The following is a 17019-nucleotide window of genomic DNA, read 5'->3' as shown; positions in this document are numbered from 1 at the left end:
AACAAATACCATATATCTAAAGCATTTTTAGCAATTTATAGCTTTTTTAAAACTATAACGTTTTAGTATGGCCATAAATAGGAAAACAATAAAAAAATGCTACTATTCAGAGGGTGGTTTAACAGATATGTAATCTGGAAACGCGGCCGTATTTTCGTTATCGGGCTGTTCTTCTAAAATATCATCCTCCTTGTTTTCGTTTTTTACGAATAGTTTCTGAATAAGTTCCTTGAACGTATCAAAATCAACATTATAAGATAAACCAACACCCTGCGTGTACCCAATGGCATCACCAAAGTTACGAATACTATTTTCTCTATTAAACACTTTTGCCGTTAAGGTTCCTTGTTCATTTAAAAGAAAATCAATTTCAACATCGCCTGCAACCACAGTTTCGGTGGCACCACCTACAGGCACACCCACTTTACCATTTATAAGTACACGATCGCTAATTTGGGTTTGTAAAGTGACTCCAAAGCGGTCGTCAGTCTGGTAATCCGGTCTATTTTGGCCCGCTTCATAATTTAAACCAATGTTTATTTTACTATCGCCACTAGTGAAAATACCATTAATTATTCCATTTAAGCGCTCAGCAATAGTTCCGGAAAAATTAAGTTCGTTCAACCCTCTTGAGAATGACCCCGTCGATATTAAATACAAGGCTTGGTTTTGACGGTCATTTGGTGATTCCAATCGGTATTGAAGTTCTGATTTGACCGTTGAGTTTACATTTGGAAATTCAAAACTAAACTCGGGATCGGGTTGCTCTAAATTCCCTGTTAATGCTATATTGAGCTCTACCGGGATGCTTCTGTTTATAGGATTATCTAGCAATGGCGATGGGTTAGCTTGTGTTTTGTAAATTGCAGACATGTTTAAAATGGCATCTAGAGGGTCGCCTTCCCATGCTATGGTTCCGCCGGGCTGAACTATAAATTCTTTTTGAATGATGCCACCATAAGCAAAATTGTATACCCCTTCAAATACGGCAAAATCGCCCCACATGTTAAACTTTCCGTTGGTGTTTATTTCAACCAAAAGGCCACCCGCACCTCTACCTTTTAAAGCATGGCCAGTTTCTCGATCTATAATAATTTCAACTTCGGCATCTTCGGTAACATCCAAATCGAAATCCAATTCCAATCCTTTAATTTCCTTAAAGACAATTTCTGTTCCCTTTTCTCTAGCTTCCTTTTCTTCTTTTGTAATGAAATTAATAAAGGAATTATCACCAAACGACTCTGCATCACTTAATGGAATTTTAAATACCGTGCCGCGCTTGGTTTCGCCAACAACACTTATTACCAGTTGCTCTGTTGGCCCGGTTAAAGTCGCCTGGCCTCCAATAAAACCTGTACCATAATATAAGGCATCTTCGGTTTCTTTAGTATCAAGCACCAATAAACGTGGGGTAACCACCTCTAGGCCCAAACGCCATTTTGAAAAATTAACATGACTTATTGAACCATTTAACATTCCTTTTGAGTTGTGGTTGGTATCTGTTAACCTGATATTGTTGAAAACAAAAGTTTGGTCTTTTAAGGTCACTGAAGCATTATTATTAAAATCGTAATCGACATTTAGGTACGGGATTCCCATTCCTCCATTGTTGAGTTTTAAATCACCATTGATATCTGGTCGCTTTAAGTCACCCTCTACCTTTACATCTCCGGAAACAACGCCCCTAATATTAGTTAAAACACCTTCCAGAAGAGGATTCAACGGAAATAAATTAAACTTATTAAAATCGAGCGCTACATTAATGGAAGACTGATTGCCCAAAACGTTGATATCGCCTTTTGCAGTAAATGACTTTGAAGTGTCATCTTTTATAGTTGCATCAACCACATACTTGGTTAAGGTTTCATTTCCGGTTACTGTAGCGTCAAACGAGCCCAACAAGAAATTATTGACTTTAAAATCGTCTATCACAATGGTTGAATTGGGTAAATAACTTCCATTTTTCTGAAGGATATCCAATTTACCATTTACATTGCCCGCCAACGATAAACTATCAATATCTGGAGTGATTTTAGCTAAATCAACATTAGTAAAATCTAATTTTATATCCTTTTGGGTAGAATCTTTTAGGAAACCAGATAGCTTAATTTCTTCATTTTTATGATTGATTTTAAACTTATCAATATCTAGCTTGGTTAGATTTTTATCGAAGGCTATTTTATGGAATTGGTCTTGCTCTTCATTTATAAACCACTTGTTATTTTTAATGGTGACATCCGATTTTTTAAACCCTACTACTGATTCATTCTCCTCGTTAATGGTATGGTAAAAACTCAAATTGTAGCTGTCTCTACTTCTTTTGCCTCCGTTAAACTCCGAGCGCATAAACAAAGTGTCGTTTACCGTAACGTTAATTAAATTAAAATTGGAAACTTGATAGTATTTAGCATCTAAACTATCAATTTCAACATAGGTATTAAAAAGAGGGTTACTATTGTCTACTTGAAGTTCTAGGCCGTCGGCATAATAATCTAAAAGTTTTATTTTTGGCGATTTAAAAGTGAGCCTAAATTTTTCTTCTTCGCTTTCTACCCTTCCACGGATGTATGTGTTTTTACCGAGTTCAATATCCGGAAAGACAACTTCAACTATTTTATTGTAAATTTTAAAGTTGAAGTCGATGCTTTGATCGATTTTTACCTCATACGGGATATAGTTGGTATAAATATAACCTATTGAATTTTCAAAAAGCTTTCTTAAATCTTTAAGAAAAAAACGGCCGCGCATACTGCCTTCAATAATATCTGGCGAACTAAACTCCACGTAACGAATATCGTCATCAAACCTTGAAGACACATCAAACTTATCGAAATGATAAGTGTCGTGCTCATTTTTATAAACCGTATTGGTAAACGCTATTTTACCATAAGCATCATCAAAGCTGCTACTGTTCATATTCATCTTCACTCGACTGGTGAAGGTGGAAATACTGTCTTGTTTTACAAAATTAAGCGTATTCAAATCGGCATAATCTACTACGGCCTCAAAATCGTACTTTTTTACCATTTCTGAAAAATCGACCAACCCGTTAAAGTTCATTCGCAGATTTTTATCGCTAACAATCAAGTTTCCATCAAAAATCTTATTTCTAACATTACCGGCAACTTTAATGTTTTTGTAATTGTAATTATTATAAATCAGTTCGAAAATATCTCCTTTTACACCTGTGTTTATGGTTTCTGCGATAAAGCCTTTTCCATTTACATCAAAATTTAAAGAGCCCTTACCCACTTTCGGGTCGTTTAAAAAAGTACCAAAATCAAATGCATCAAAAATGATTTTTCCTTCGTAATCGGCATTATCTATATCGTTTATTTTGGTAATCTTTAGATTTGAATTCACCAAACCGAGTTCAGTATCAATTTTAATATCGGCCAAAACGGTTGATGCGGTGATTTGCGAATTACCAACTATAGTAAATTTGCCCAATCTATCAAAAGAGGTTGGTATAGCATCGCCCAAAACGTTAGGCAACAACGACTTTAAATCGTTATATGTTGATGATAAATTCCTAAAATTAGCGTTCATATAGAAATTACCAGGCTCCTTATTTAACAGGTTTTTAAAGTTTATATCGCCATATACCTGGGAGCGAGTACTAGTAGTCAGCCTTAAATTATCAGCTTGCAAGTCATTTAATGTTCCGGAAAGGTTTACTCCAAATCTAGCCGACTGGTTTTTTCCGAACTCATTATAAAAGGTATTGAGTTCGTCCAATGAAACTGTCGAATCTTCAAAGCTTGCCAAAACCTGCACCTTATCTACAAAATACTGTAAATCTTCTCTTTTGTACAAAAACTTCAGCTCACCTCTTAAGGTAGAACGTGGCGTTTTAATCTCAAGGTTTTCAAAAACCATATCAGATGGTGTATAACTGAAATTAGTCATTAAATTGTTGACCACTACACCACGACTATCTTCAAACACCAATGTGTTTATTCTGGCGCTAACATCACTGCCGTTGATTAAAAAATTGGTAGCATTGATGTTCAGATTATTAAAATGAAGCCTTTCAACGGTTTCGCGATTTTCATCGGACAACAAAAACGTACTGTTATAAATCGATACATCGCTAGATGATAATAAGAAGCTGCTTTTTTCTTTTCTAGGGTTATTACTTTCAAACTTCCGTACAAAGACATCCAAATTAGTCTCTGTAGTATCCTTATAGGTCTTTATATTAAACAATAGATTTTCAATGTCAATATCACCAAAAACCAAACTGCCTTTGGCTAAATTAGTAAAACTTAAAATGGAAGTATTGAGCTCTTTAATACTTATAAGGGTGTCTTGCTGGTAGTCTTCAATATAAATATCTTTCAACTCTACATCACCGTTAAATTGTAAGCTTACCCGGTCTATATTAATATTCGTTTTAAAATCTTCATTTAAACGTTTTGTTGCATATTTTCCCAATTGGGTTTGAACGTATGGAATAGAAAGGACGAGCACCAAAATGATGAACAACAATAGTAGGATACCCACTAATTTTGACAGTATTTTCAGGAATTTTTTGATACGCTTTACCTTATATCTTTATCTAGAATCATTTACTTTTGCAACAACAAGTAAAAATAATGCTTTATGTCTTTTATTTGTTTTCAAAATTAACAATTATTGTGCCTAATTTTTATTAATGTCCTCACAAAATATTTATATCCTAGGAATTGAGTCTTCATGCGATGATACTGCCGCCTCTGTTATGCATAACGGAAGAATTTTAAGCAATGTGGTTGCCAGCCAAAAAATACACGAAGAATATGGTGGTGTAGTGCCCGAACTAGCGTCGCGAGCCCACCAGCAGAATATTGTTCCTGTGGTGTACCAAGCATTAAAAAAAGCAAATATCTCCAAAGAACAACTTAGCGCCATTGCATTTACCCGTGGCCCCGGGTTAATGGGAAGTCTGTTAGTGGGCACCTCGTTTGCAAAATCGTTGGCCTACGGACTTAACATTCCGCTTATTGATGTAAACCACATGCAAGGCCATATTTTGGCACATTTTATTGAAGAGGAAGGCTACGAAAAACCACCATTGCCCTTTTTGGCCATGACCATTTCCGGTGGCCATACTCAAATTGTTGAAGTGAATGATTATTTTGATATGACCGTTATTGGTGAAACCATTGACGATGCCGTTGGTGAAGCTTTCGATAAAAGTGGAAAGATTTTAGGCTTGGGCTACCCTGCCGGCCCCGAAATAGACAAACGTGCCAAATTAGGAAACCCAAAAGCGTTTAAATTCACTAAACCAAAAGTTGACGGACTGAATTTTAGTTTTTCCGGACTAAAAACGGCGATTCTGTACTTTGTGCAAAAGGAAACCAAAGCCAACCCTAATTTTGTTGACGAAAACTTAAATGATATTTGTGCTTCCATCCAGTATACCATTATTGGTATTTTGATTGACAAGCTGAAACTAGCATCAAAACAAACGGGTATTAAGCATATTGCCATTGGCGGCGGCGTTTCGGCAAATTCTGGAATCCGACAAGCACTAAAAGATGGCCAGAAAAAATTTGGCTGGACCACCTACGTTCCTAAATTTGAATTTACTACCGATAATGCTGCCATGATTGCCATTGTAGGCCATTTAAAGTATTTGGAAAATGATTTTGCAGAGCAGGACATCGTTGCCAAAGCCCGTTTAAAAATTTAAAATGAATTTTATTTTCTGTTATAAAATGGTTTCACTTTCATGCTGAATGGTCACGCTGAGCGGCGTCGAAGTGCGGTTTCTGCATCCCATTAAAAATAAAAACCTAAGTTATAAACAATACATTCTTAAAAACTTATTTTACAAGCATTGTCAGGTTATATCATTCGGTTTAAATTTGAAATCGAATTATAAACCTACATTATGAAAAAGATGCTACTTATACCATTTTCATTGTTAATTACGTTGATTTCAGCGGCACAAACTTCAACAGAAGAAGATTTAGCAAGTATTGAAACCCCAGAACAAATTGAACATTTTCTCGAAGCCAAAGATTCTAAAAAGAACAAATTGGTTACTTTTAATGAAGAGAAACACAAGACCAAACTCACTAAATCGTTATTCAAGCTAGGCTTAGGAGGTACAAAAACCAATGAAAACGAATTCGATAAAACCTATTACAAAGTCGTTGATAAAACCTCAAAAACATACTACCGAGCCGCTTACATTTTTTTAGATGGCAATAAATATGATGCCGTTAACATAAAGGCTTTAAGAGAACGAATCATTAAAAAATACCGAAACGGAGCCTCTTTTGATTTTTTAGCCAGACAATACTCTATGGATAGCAATGCCAAAAAAGGAGGTGATTTGGGTTGGTTTACCAATGGAGATATGCACGCCGATTTTGAAAAAGAAATAATCAATGGAGACCACCAAATAAATGATATTTTCACTATTGATATTCCGTCAAAAAAGTGGTATTATGTGGTTTTAAAAACGCATGAGCCAAAAGCCATTTCAGAAATTGAAGTTTTAAAAATTGTTGAACCCAAAGATTGATGCAGCTATTTTATAGTCCAAATATTGACGAAAACACCGAAGACTTCACTTTCAACAAAGAAGAAAGCAAGCACATTGTAAGAGTGTTAAGAAAATCTGTTGGCGATACATTAAACATTACCAACGGCAAAGGTTGGCTATTTACAGCGGAAGTCTCTATACCAAACATCAATAAATGTAGGGCTAAAATAGTTTCAAATGAATTTCAGCCGAAAAACAGTTACCACCTTCATTTAGTGGTAGCACCAACAAAAATGAACGACCGCTACGAATGGTTTTTGGAGAAAGCTACCGAAATTGGCGTTGATAGCATTACCCCCATTATCTGCGACCACAGCGAACGTAAAGTTATTAAACCTGAACGTTTTGAGCGTATTTTGCAATCGGCCATGAAACAATCCCTTAATTGTCACTTGCCCAAATTAAATGAAGCTATTGCATTTCAAGATTTTATAAGCCAACATTTTACAGGTGATTTGTTTATTGCACATTGTGAAGAAACCGACAGGAAATCTCTAAAAAGTCAGTTAAACCAAAAAACAGATATTACGATTTTAATAGGCCCAGAAGGCGATTTTTCTACTAATGAAATCAACCTAGCCATTGAAAACGGATTTAAACCCGTAACTTTGGGAAAAACCCGATTACGTACTGAAACCGCGGCTATTGTAACGTGTCATTCAGTAGCATTTGTAAATGAAGCCCATAATGGGCATTAATTTATTTAAAATATGAAACAGATTTTTTGTCTTGTATCTTTTCTCTTTTGTCTTGTATCTTTTTCACAAGAGCTAGCAATTTTAAAATACAAAGGCGGAGGCGACTGGTACGGCAACCCTACGGCATTAACCAACTTGATTGAATTTTGTAACCAAAACATAAATACCAAAATTACCCCCAAGCCCGAAACCGTTGAAGCAGGCAGCACCGACATTTTACAATACCCTTTTTTACATATGACGGGACATGGTAATGTGTTTTTCAGCGAAACCGATGCCGAAAACCTGCGCAACTATTTAATTTCTGGTGGTTTTCTGCATATTGATGATAATTACGGCATGCAACCTTACATTGTCAAAGAACTGAAAAAAGTATTCCCCGATAAGGACTTGATGGAACTACCTATTAATCACCCAATTTTTAGTACAGCTTTTGATTTTCCGAACGGATTGCCAAAAATACATGAGCACGATGGCAAACGTCCACAGGCTTTTGGTATGTTTTATAAATCGAGGTTGGTTTTGTTATTTACTTACGAAAGCGATTTGGGCGACGGTTGGGAAGACCCCGAAGTGCATAACGACCCAGCCGATGTTAGAGAAAAAGCGCTAAAAATGGGTGCCAATATTGTTAAATATGCTTTTGAAAATTAAAGAGTATTTTTAGGATATGAGACTTTATAAATTACATCATAAATTTTTTGCTATTACATTAGCATTTTTCTTTGTTTTTCAAACGATGTCTCAAATTAATAGCCACTCCTACTCAACAGGTTTTTCTAATATTCACACTTATTGTCCAAAAGGATTGATGTGTTGCTTTGGTATACCAACTCACTTCAGTTATAATTGTGGTCAAGCTTTTCACATAGAATAATTGTTTTTTAGTCACACCTAAACGAATAAACAAACCCAACAAATAAACGTCATTGCAACTCACCCACTACAACACCCATTTTAACCAACGCAAATTTCCAATAACATTAGTTTGCGATAACGTTACCAACGCCCCAAACATTGGTAGTTTGTTTAGAGTATCCGATGCTTTTGGTGTTGAAAAACTGGTGCTTTGTGGTGAAGTTTCTTTAGGTAGAAAAATGGCCAAAACATCAAGAGCCACAGAAAAAGTAGTTGATTTTGAAATTCAAAAATCGGCTTCAAAAGTGGTTGAATGCTTAAAACTAAAAGGCTACCAAATCGTTTCATTGGAAATTACAGAAACTAGCATTCCGATTCATTCTGCAAATTTTTCAGTTAAAAAACCTATTGCTCTTGTTGTTGGCGACGAGAATTATGGTGTTTCAGAGCCTATTTTAAAACTTTCAGATGCCATAGTGCATATTGAAATGTTCGGACAGAACAGTAGTATGAATGTGGTGCAGGCCACCAATATTGCTCTTTACGAAATGACCAAACAATTATTTTAGATTGATTATTGAAAAGCAAGTTACCAAGTAAAAATAAATTATGCTATTTCTCTCTTTCAATCGAAATGACTAGATTTACTAAACAAAACATCATCAATTGAACTCAAGGACCATTTCCAACGGTATTTTACGAGCTATCGCCATTATATTGGGAGTAGCTTTAGTTTTTTTCTTTCTTTATCAGATACGTTCTGTTATTAGCTATGTTGCTATTGCGGTGGTCATATCTTTAATAGGCAGACCTATAGTATTGTTTTTAGAACGAAAATTAAAGTTTAAAAACACCATCGCCGTAGTTGTTACCATGGTATTTTTGTTAGGGCTTTTTGTTGGATTGGTGGGCTTATTTATTCCTTTAGTCCTGAAACAAGGTCACAACCTTTCGCTTTTAAATATTGAAGAACTACAAAGTAATATTGAAAACCTATACACAGAAATTATAAATTATTTCGATCTGCGGCAAATTGATGTGGAGGAATCTTTAAAGGAATCTGACTTACTTTCAAAAATCGATTTTGCACTTATTCCCAATTTTTTAAACTCAGTAATTAGTGGTTTGGGCAATTTTAGTATCGGTCTGTTTTCGGTATTATTTATCTCCTTTTTCTTTTTGAAGGATAGCCGACTTTTTGAAAGTGGGGTGCTAACATTCATTCCAGATAGCAAAGAAACCAGTTGGAAGGACTCATCAAATAAAATTAAAGATTTGCTCTCGAGATATTTTGTTGGGCTTATTTTACAAATTTTAATTTTGTTTGTCATCTACACCATCGGACTTTTAATTATTGGTGTTGAAAATGCTATAGTCATTGCCTTTTTATGTGCTTTGATAAATTTAATTCCCTATGTTGGCCCATTGATTGCTGCTTTTTTAATGATTATTCTAACCATGACTAGCAACCTTGGCCAAAGTTTCAGTGATGTTATTTTACCTAAATCACTATGGGTTTTTGTTGTTTTTGCCATTGGACAACTAATCGATAATTTTGGCAGTCAACCTTTTATATTCTCTAAAAGTGTAAAATCGCATCCTTTGGAAATATTTTTGGTTATTTTAATTACCGGAATTCTTTTTGGTGTTATTGGACTCATTATTGCCATCCCGGCTTACACCGCCATAAAAGTGATTTTAAAAACCTTTCTATCTGAAAATAAGATTGTTAAAAAACTGACCAAAGACTTATAGTTTTACTTGAATAAATCTATTTTAAATATTGAAATACAGAATTTTATAGACAAAAACATAAATTCTGACATCACCTCAATTTTGTTGAAAGGCGCAGCGTTTCCTTCAGTGAAAACTAAAGAAGTTATTGAACAAATTGAAGCCAAAAAACGATGTAAAAAAAAATTACCAATCTGGTTTAAAACTGAAAATATTTACTACCCTAACAAGTTGAATATTGAACAAACCTCTTCTGAAATTACGGCAAAATACAAATCAGAAATAATAGATGGTAAAACCATAGTCGACCTTACTGGTGGATTTGGAGTTGATTGTTTTTACTTTTCAAAACGATTTAAACGGGTTGAACATTGCGAAATAAACAAAGGGCTTTCAAAAATTGTTGCGTACAACTACAAACAATTAGAAGTTAAAAACATTACAGCCATAAACACTGATGGTATTGAATACCTAAAAACTGCTCAAACTAAATATGCCTGGATTTATGTCGATCCTTCCCGTAGACACGACACCAAAGGCAAAGTGTTCTTTTTAAAAGACTGTTTGCCAAACGTACCCGAACATATCGATATGCTCTTTAAGCATTCAAAAAACATTATGATAAAAACATCGCCTTTACTGGATATTTCGGTTGGTATTGGTGAATTAAAACACGTTAAAGCCATTCACGTAGTTGCTGTAAATAATGAGGTAAAAGAACTATTATGGATTCTGGAAAACGATTTTAGCGGTAGTATTTCAATGCAAACAGTTAACCTTAAAAAAAATAGCCAAGAGCATTTTTCCTTTGTTTATGATGACGAAAAAGATGCAAACTCAGCATATAGTTTACCTCTCTCGTATTTGTACGAACCCAACAGCGCCATTCTTAAATCGGGGGGATTTCATACCGTAAGCCTACAACTCAAGGTTTTTAAACTTCACTCACATTCGCATTTATACACCAGCAAAACTTTGGTTGATTTTCCCGGACGACGGTTTAAAATTAAAGGCATCATTCCATACAATAAAAAGGAAATCAAAAAACTAAGCATTACAAAAGCCAATATTACTACCAGGAATTTTCCAGTAACCGTTGAACAAATCAGAAAAAAATTGAAAATAAAAGATGGCGGAGATTTATATTTGTTTTTCACTACAGATATGAACGAGCAAAAAGTGATTGTAGTTGCGACCAAAATATAAAAGAATGACTGTTGAACAATTAATTGGGGAATACGATATTGTTGGTAAAAACCAAGATATGGATGGAAGTCTTTATAACGGGTCGCTGAAACTCACTTTGAATGACTATAACAGAATTGAAGCGAAATGGATTATTGGTGATAACCAAAAGCAATTCGGAACTGGCTTTTTTAAAGACAATATATTAGTCATCAATTTCAGCTACAAAGAAGAGCGTAATATTTTTAAAGGTGTAGTGGTCTATAAATGTTTAACTAAAGATATTCTGGAGGGGTTTTGGTCTGAAAAACATGGCGACCCCAATTTTTTAGGAGAAGAAAACTGTTTTAGAAAAGGCACCAGAAAAGAAACCGTTAATTAACTTCTTGGTTTATCAAGCTGCCTGTCATACATAACGATACTACCAGCAACCGAAACATTCAAGCTTAATTCTGATTTAAATTTCACTAAAAAGTGTGATTTTTCAATGGCTTGTTTTGAAAGTCCGTGGTCTTCGGCTCCCAATAAATAAACACATCGCCTAGGGTGATGAAAACGTTCTAAATCCTGAGCCTTTTCGGTAAGCTCTACCCCTACTATTCTGGCTCCCTTTGGTAAATTACCAAGAAACTCTTCAAAGGTTTCATAATGAAAATAAGGCATAGATTTTACTGCGTTATGGGTGTCGCAAGATTGTTTGGCATACCTATTACCAATGGTAAAAATAAAACTGGCTCCTAAGTTTTGAGCGGTTCGCCAAAGCACACCCAAATTTTCTGGGGTTTTACCATTTTGAATGCCGATGCCAAAAAATTCATTTGTAAAATTATCATTCATACGGAAGCAAAAATAGGAAAGATTTGAAAAATCGTCCATTTAAAATAAAGGTCTAAAAATTTCCAATTTTGTCAATCTGAACTTAGTTCAGATTACAATATGTCTTGAAATCATTTTTCTAAGATTCTGAATTAAATTCAGAATGACAGGTTTCTATAGATTTTAGACAGCCTCTACTATGCCGTCATGGGCACTTCAATAATTATAATTTGCGAAACTCTATTGGCTTTAATTTCTATTTTTGAGACTTCGTAAACACCAATCGCATCACGAGAATTTAAGACCTTATCGGCCACTTCTATTTCGCCATCAACAACAAAAATGTAAAGTCCGTTACCCTCCTTTTTAGTCTCTAGATTAATACTTGTTTCACCATCTAATTCACTTCTGTAGATATAGGCCTGCTGACTTATGGGTAAAGCATCTCCTTCCAATTTATCTTTGGGTGCCACCACAGTTTGCAAACTATTTTTTTGATTAAACGTATCAAATTTTCGTTGCTCGTAATTTGGTGTTACACCTGTTTCTTCTGGGATAATCCATATTTGAAGAAAGTTTACCTCGTCTGTTTGACTATCATTAAATTCAGAATGGGTTAAACCCGTTCCGGCGCTCATTACCTGAACTTCACCAACCTCAATAGCTCGTTTATTGTCAATACTGTCTTTGTGGGACAGTGCACCTTTTAAAGGAATGGAAATGATTTCCATATTTTGGTGCGGATGTGTGCCAAATCCCATTTCCGGCTGAACTACATCGTCATTTAAAACTCTCAGCATTCCAAAATTCATTCGCTCTGGGTTTTGATACCCAGCAAAACTAAAGGTGTGGTAAGATTTTAACCAACCGTGATTAGCAAAACCTCTTGTTTTTGATTTATGAACTACTTTTTTCATTTTCATTTGTTTTTATATTCAACTAATTCGCTGAAAGAAATCCCATTTTCCCTGTTTGGAAATCGCGCATAGCCTCCAAAATTTCGGTTTGTGTATTCATAACGTAGGGGCCGTATGTTGCCACCTCTTCATTAAACGGCTCACCAGACACAAGTAATAATTTTGAATCGGCATTGGCCTGTAATGAAACCCCTTCTCCATCTCGATTAAACTCGATAAGTTGGTTCTCATCAAGCTTTAAAGTAACCGAATCATTAACGACTGCGTCACCGCCCACTAAATACAGCAAGGCATTGTGCGTGTTTGGAATTTCAATAGTTGTTTCCCCTCCTGTTTTAGCATCAATAACAAAAGCATTAACGGATGTTTGGGTTTTAATTCGGCCATAAACACCATTTAACTCACCAGCAATAATTCTGGTTGTTACTTTTTCATCTTCGGAAGTTACTACCCTAAAATCTTCATGCTTCACATGTTGGTATGCGGCAGGAATCATCTTTTTTTCTGCTGGCAAATTCAGCCACAGTTGAATACCTTCAATATGCCCACTTTTTTTAACGAAAGCTTTTGTGGGTGCTTCGGCGTGAATAATTCCTCGACCAGCGGTGGTCCATTGTACATCGCCTGGTTTCACGACGCTTTCATTTCCAAGCGAATCGCGGTGAAATTGTTCACCTTGAAACAAAAATGTCACCGGTTCGAAACCCCGGTGTGGATGCGGCCCCAAATCAAACGGATTATGTTCTTCCGAAATGTGATATGGTCCGTAATGATGTAATAGGATGAATGGATCTATCATATCAATTTTTCGGGTTGGCAAAGGCTGCCGCAACCTAATAGGGCCCATATTTACAAAAGGGCTTTGTTCTGTTGTTTTTATTGTGTTTAGTTTCATTGTAAAACTGCTTTTTTTATTTTCCATGGAAAATATTTGATTAAAAAAATTGCGCTAACGCATTTTGTCGAGTAAATCGCTTAATTGTTCCGCCTCTTCTTCAGTTAAACGACTTAAAAGTTTACTGTTGAAATTGTTCGGGATTTTTTCAAGTAAATCCCTACCTTCCTTGGTAATATCTATTTTAACGACACGCCTGTCGTGCTCTGAAGGTAAACGTTGAATTAAATTCTTAGCACAAAGCTTATCCATGAGGCGTGTGGCGTTGGGTGCCCGTTCAATCATTCGGTCTTTTATCGTTTGAACATTCAACGGTTCATCTGCTCCGCGTAATATTCTTAAAATATTGTATTGCTGGGGTGAAATGCCATAATTTTTAAAAAATTCATTTTGATATCCCGTAATCCAATTGGCCGTATAAACAATGTTTATTAAAGCCTTAACACGGTTGTTTTCAAACTTAGAATTAATATCTTTTGTAAGGTCTCCCATATACAAATAATTAAATTTAATTTAAACGATTTTTCATCATTAAACCTCCGTCGCACTAGCTTTTACCAAAACATTTTCGAACACATCAACGGCTTCTTTCAATTCGGCATTCAATGAGCTTTCAACAACTTTTCCGCCAGAAAAATTATCTTTAAAAAATGGTAACGAAAACACCTTTATGATATTAGCGTTATGAAATGGAAACCTATTTTGAGCTATGCCTAAAACCGAAGCCCCTCCTCTACCTCCCGGCGAAGTCGCCATAAGCAACATAGGCTTTCCAAAAAACGTTTTGCTTTCTATTCTTGACATCCAATCGAATAAATTTTTAAAAGCCGTGGAATAAGCACCATTATGTTCTGCCAAGGATAGCATAATACCGTCAGATTCTTTTATTAGGTTTAAAAACTTATGTGCATTCGGGGGAATGCCATCGTCATTCTCGAGGTCTACCCCAAAAAGAGGTAAATCAAAATCATTTAGATCTAGTATAACAACTTCTGTTTGTATCAATAAACTTGAGGCATAGGTTACCAATTGTTTATTAATTGAATTTTTACTGTTACTTCCAGCAAAGGCAATTATCTTTTTCATATTGTTATTAATTTGATTCAAATGTACAAAATATTAATTTATATTCCAAGGAATATATCTCCATGTAATATTATTTATGATTTCGTTAACATTAATCCCATAAATTTTGAAACTTTTGTACATTAGCACCAAACTAGTACTACATGGACATCAACTTTAACAAGAACGAAGACCACAACAAACTTTTGCTTTCAGTACTCAAAAAAAAGCTTGCAAAGGTGATCCTTGGCGGCGGAAAGAATAGAATTGAAAAACTGCACAGTAAAGGTAAAATGACGGCAAGAGAAAGGATTGACTTTTTGTTGGACGACAAAAAACAATCCATCGAAATTGGTGCATTTGCTGGTGAAGACATGTACCAAGAGCATGGTGGGTGCCCTTCTGGTGGGGTTGTAGTCAAAATAGGCTACATAAAAGGCAAACAATGTGTTGTAGTGGCCAATGACGCTACGGTAAAAGCCGGTGCTTGGTTTCCTATAACCGGCAAAAAGAATTTGCGCGCTCAGGAAATAGCCATTGAAAATAAGCTGCCTATAATCTATTTGGTAGATTCAGCTGGCGTGTACTTACCAATGCAAGACGAGATTTTTCCGGATAAAGAACATTTTGGGCGCATATTTAGAAACAATGCCGTGATGAGCAGTATGGGCATTACCCAAATTGCTGCCGTAATGGGAAGTTGTGTTGCAGGAGGCGCCTACTTGCCTATCATGAGCGATGAAGCCCTTATTGTTGACAAAACAGGTAGTATTTTCTTGGCGGGAAGTTACTTAGTAAAAGCAGCCGTTGGTGAAACCATAGACAATGAAACCCTAGGCGGTGCAACGACCCACTGCGAGATTTCCGGGGTTACGGATTATAAAGCCAAAGACGATAAAGACGCTTTGAATACCATAAAAAACATCATGGATAAAATTGGTGATTTTGACAAAGCTGGGTTTAACCGAACCGAAACTAAAAAACCGATTGAAAACCCACAAGATATTTACGGGATTATCCCGAAATCGAGAGCCGACCAATATGACATGTATGAAGTTATAAAACGATTGGTGGACCATTCGGAATTTGATGAATATAAAACCGGCTACGGGCAAACCATTATCACCTGTTATGCCCGAATTGACGGTTGGGCGGTGGGCATTGTGGCCAACCAACGTAAATTGGTAAAAACCAAAAAGGGCGAAATGCAATTTGGTGGTGTTATTTATAACGATAGTGCGGACAAAGCTACGCGATTTATTGCCAATTGCAACCAAAAGAAAATCCCGTTAGTCTTTTTACAAGACGTTACTGGCTTTATGGTGGGCAGTAAAAGTGAACATAGTGGGATTATAAAAGACGGAGCAAAAATGGTGAATGCTGTTAGCAATTCGGTGGTGCCTAAATTCACAATAATTATTGGGAACAGTTATGGTGCCGGTAATTACGCCATGTGCGGTAAAGCATACGACCCTAGATTAATCGTCTCATGGCCTAGTGCCGAATTGGCTGTGATGAGCGGAAACTCGGCTGCCAAAGTATTACTTCAAATTGAAACGGCATCATTAAAAAATAAAGGTGAAAAAATCACTAAAGAGAAAGAAGAAGAACTTTACAATAAAATTAAAGCTAGATACGACAACCAAGTTTCCCCATATTACGCGGCAGCGCGCCTTTGGACCGATGCAGTTATTGACCCCCTAGATACCAGAACATGGGTAAGCATGGGCATTGAAGCTGCCAACCACGCCCCTATCGAAAAGCCTTTTAATATGGGTGTGCTACAAGTTTAATTTCCAAGTTTGAGCAAAATTTTGTAACTTAATGATTGAAAATCAATAACTTTCAATCATGGACACAATAAAAACCCTAAATAAGTGGGCTAACAAGCACACTTATTTACCCATTGACTTTTTACGTATTGCATTAGGAGCCTTTTTATTCTTTAAAGGCATTGATTTCATGTCTAACAGTGCCATGCTCGTGGAACTTTTTAAACCTATGCAAAGTATGGCTGGCGGTATGATTATGGTACACTACGTTGCTCCCGCCCATTTTATTGGAGGACTACTCATAGCATTTGGATTGTTAACCCGTTGGGCCATCATTGCGCAACTACCTATTTTAATAGGTGCTGTAGCCATTAATTTTGTAGGCGATATGAATACTAGTAATTTGGTATTGGCACTCGTAACGCTTTTAGCTTGTGCTTTTTTCTTAGTTTATGGTTCAGGTAAACATTCATTGGATTATTATTTTAAAATGCAGAAATAAACTAAAAGGAGCGACTTCTAAAGTCGCTCTTTTTTT

16 protein-coding genes are annotated in these 17019 nt (G+C 35.9%); 10 read left to right on the top strand and 6 right to left on the bottom strand.

All coding sequences use genetic code 11. The features are described 5' to 3' along the window. Positions 1-102: 102 nt before the first annotated feature. On the bottom strand, positions 103-4506 hold the full coding sequence (locus ACIEHO_RS05820) for a translocation/assembly module TamB domain-containing protein (RefSeq protein ID WP_406969592.1): 4404 nt from the start codon (positions 4504-4506) through the stop codon (positions 103-105). Between the two features lie 151 nt (positions 4507-4657). Here ACIEHO_RS05820 and tsaD point away from each other — a divergent pair, with 151 nt between their 5' ends. From tsaD to ACIEHO_RS05780, 8 genes are all read left to right on the top strand, one after another. Next, positions 4658-5680: a tRNA (adenosine(37)-N6)-threonylcarbamoyltransferase complex transferase subunit TsaD gene (gene tsaD / locus ACIEHO_RS05815; RefSeq protein ID WP_406969590.1), complete on the top strand. Its 1023-nt coding sequence runs from the start codon at positions 4658-4660 to the stop codon at positions 5678-5680. 201 nt (positions 5681-5881) lie between these two features. Next, positions 5882-6520: a peptidylprolyl isomerase gene (locus tag ACIEHO_RS05810; protein WP_406969588.1), complete on the top strand. Its 639-nt coding sequence runs from the start codon at positions 5882-5884 to the stop codon at positions 6518-6520. Further along, on the top strand, positions 6520-7239 hold the full coding sequence (locus ACIEHO_RS05805; protein WP_406969586.1) for a 16S rRNA (uracil(1498)-N(3))-methyltransferase: 720 nt from the start codon (positions 6520-6522) through the stop codon (positions 7237-7239). Before ACIEHO_RS05810 ends, ACIEHO_RS05805 begins: the two co-directional genes overlap by 1 nt. Before the next feature lie 12 nt (positions 7240-7251). Further along, the gene (locus ACIEHO_RS05800) at positions 7252-7893 is read left to right on the top strand and encodes a DUF4159 domain-containing protein (RefSeq protein WP_406969584.1); all 642 of its coding nucleotides are present in this window, start codon (positions 7252-7254) and stop codon (positions 7891-7893) included. A 275-nt stretch (positions 7894-8168) separates the two neighbouring features. After that, a complete protein-coding gene (locus tag ACIEHO_RS05795; RefSeq protein ID WP_406969582.1) occupies positions 8169-8666 on the top strand; it encodes a TrmH family RNA methyltransferase in 498 nt (165 codons plus the stop codon). Between the two features lie 97 nt (positions 8667-8763). Then, positions 8764-9852: an AI-2E family transporter gene (locus ACIEHO_RS05790; protein WP_406969580.1), complete on the top strand. Its 1089-nt coding sequence runs from the start codon at positions 8764-8766 to the stop codon at positions 9850-9852. Between the two features lie 6 nt (positions 9853-9858). After that, a complete protein-coding gene (locus ACIEHO_RS05785) occupies positions 9859-11037 on the top strand; it encodes a THUMP-like domain-containing protein (RefSeq protein WP_406969578.1) in 1179 nt (392 codons plus the stop codon). 4 nt (positions 11038-11041) lie between these two features. Next, positions 11042-11398, top strand: a complete 357-nt coding sequence (locus ACIEHO_RS05780) for a hypothetical protein (RefSeq protein WP_406969576.1) — start codon at positions 11042-11044, stop codon at positions 11396-11398. On the opposite strand, the gene ACIEHO_RS05775 is transcribed toward ACIEHO_RS05780, so the two are convergent. From ACIEHO_RS05775 to ACIEHO_RS05755, 5 genes are all read right to left on the bottom strand, one after another. After that, positions 11395-11853 (bottom strand): RNA methyltransferase, encoded by a 459-nt coding sequence (locus ACIEHO_RS05775; RefSeq protein ID WP_406969853.1) that lies wholly within the window; start codon positions 11851-11853, stop codon positions 11395-11397. The two genes, ACIEHO_RS05780 and ACIEHO_RS05775, sit on opposite strands and share 4 nt — an antisense overlap. A gap of 176 nt (positions 11854-12029) precedes the next feature. Further along, complete coding sequence (locus ACIEHO_RS05770; protein ID WP_406969574.1) at positions 12030-12749, bottom strand: pirin family protein; 720 nt, start codon at positions 12747-12749, stop codon at positions 12030-12032. A 22-nt stretch (positions 12750-12771) separates the two neighbouring features. Then, positions 12772-13644 carry a pirin family protein gene (locus ACIEHO_RS05765; protein ID WP_406969572.1) on the bottom strand — a complete coding sequence of 291 codons (873 nt, stop codon included), beginning with the start codon at positions 13642-13644 and terminating at the stop codon, positions 12772-12774. 54 nt (positions 13645-13698) lie between these two features. Next, positions 13699-14136: a MarR family winged helix-turn-helix transcriptional regulator gene (locus ACIEHO_RS05760; RefSeq protein ID WP_406969570.1), complete on the bottom strand. Its 438-nt coding sequence runs from the start codon at positions 14134-14136 to the stop codon at positions 13699-13701. 39 nt (positions 14137-14175) lie between these two features. Then, positions 14176-14730 carry an NADPH-dependent FMN reductase gene (locus ACIEHO_RS05755; protein ID WP_406969568.1) on the bottom strand — a complete coding sequence of 185 codons (555 nt, stop codon included), beginning with the start codon at positions 14728-14730 and terminating at the stop codon, positions 14176-14178. Between the two features lie 143 nt (positions 14731-14873). On the opposite strand from ACIEHO_RS05755, the gene ACIEHO_RS05750 reads away from it, so the two are divergent. Then, on the top strand, positions 14874-16502 hold the full coding sequence (locus ACIEHO_RS05750; RefSeq protein ID WP_406969566.1) for an acyl-CoA carboxylase subunit beta: 1629 nt from the start codon (positions 14874-14876) through the stop codon (positions 16500-16502). A 58-nt stretch (positions 16503-16560) separates the two neighbouring features. Then, on the top strand, positions 16561-16983 hold the full coding sequence (locus ACIEHO_RS05745) for a DoxX family protein (RefSeq protein ID WP_406969564.1): 423 nt from the start codon (positions 16561-16563) through the stop codon (positions 16981-16983). The last annotated feature ends 36 nt before the right edge of the window (positions 16984-17019 follow it).

This window comes from Flavisericum labens, from assembly GCF_045446075.1.
In the GTDB taxonomy this organism is placed as follows: Bacteria; Bacteroidota; Bacteroidia; order Flavobacteriales; family Flavobacteriaceae; genus Flavisericum; species Flavisericum labens.
Note: the sequence above shows the minus strand (reverse complement) of the source record. Positions and strands in the feature narration are given on the sequence as shown.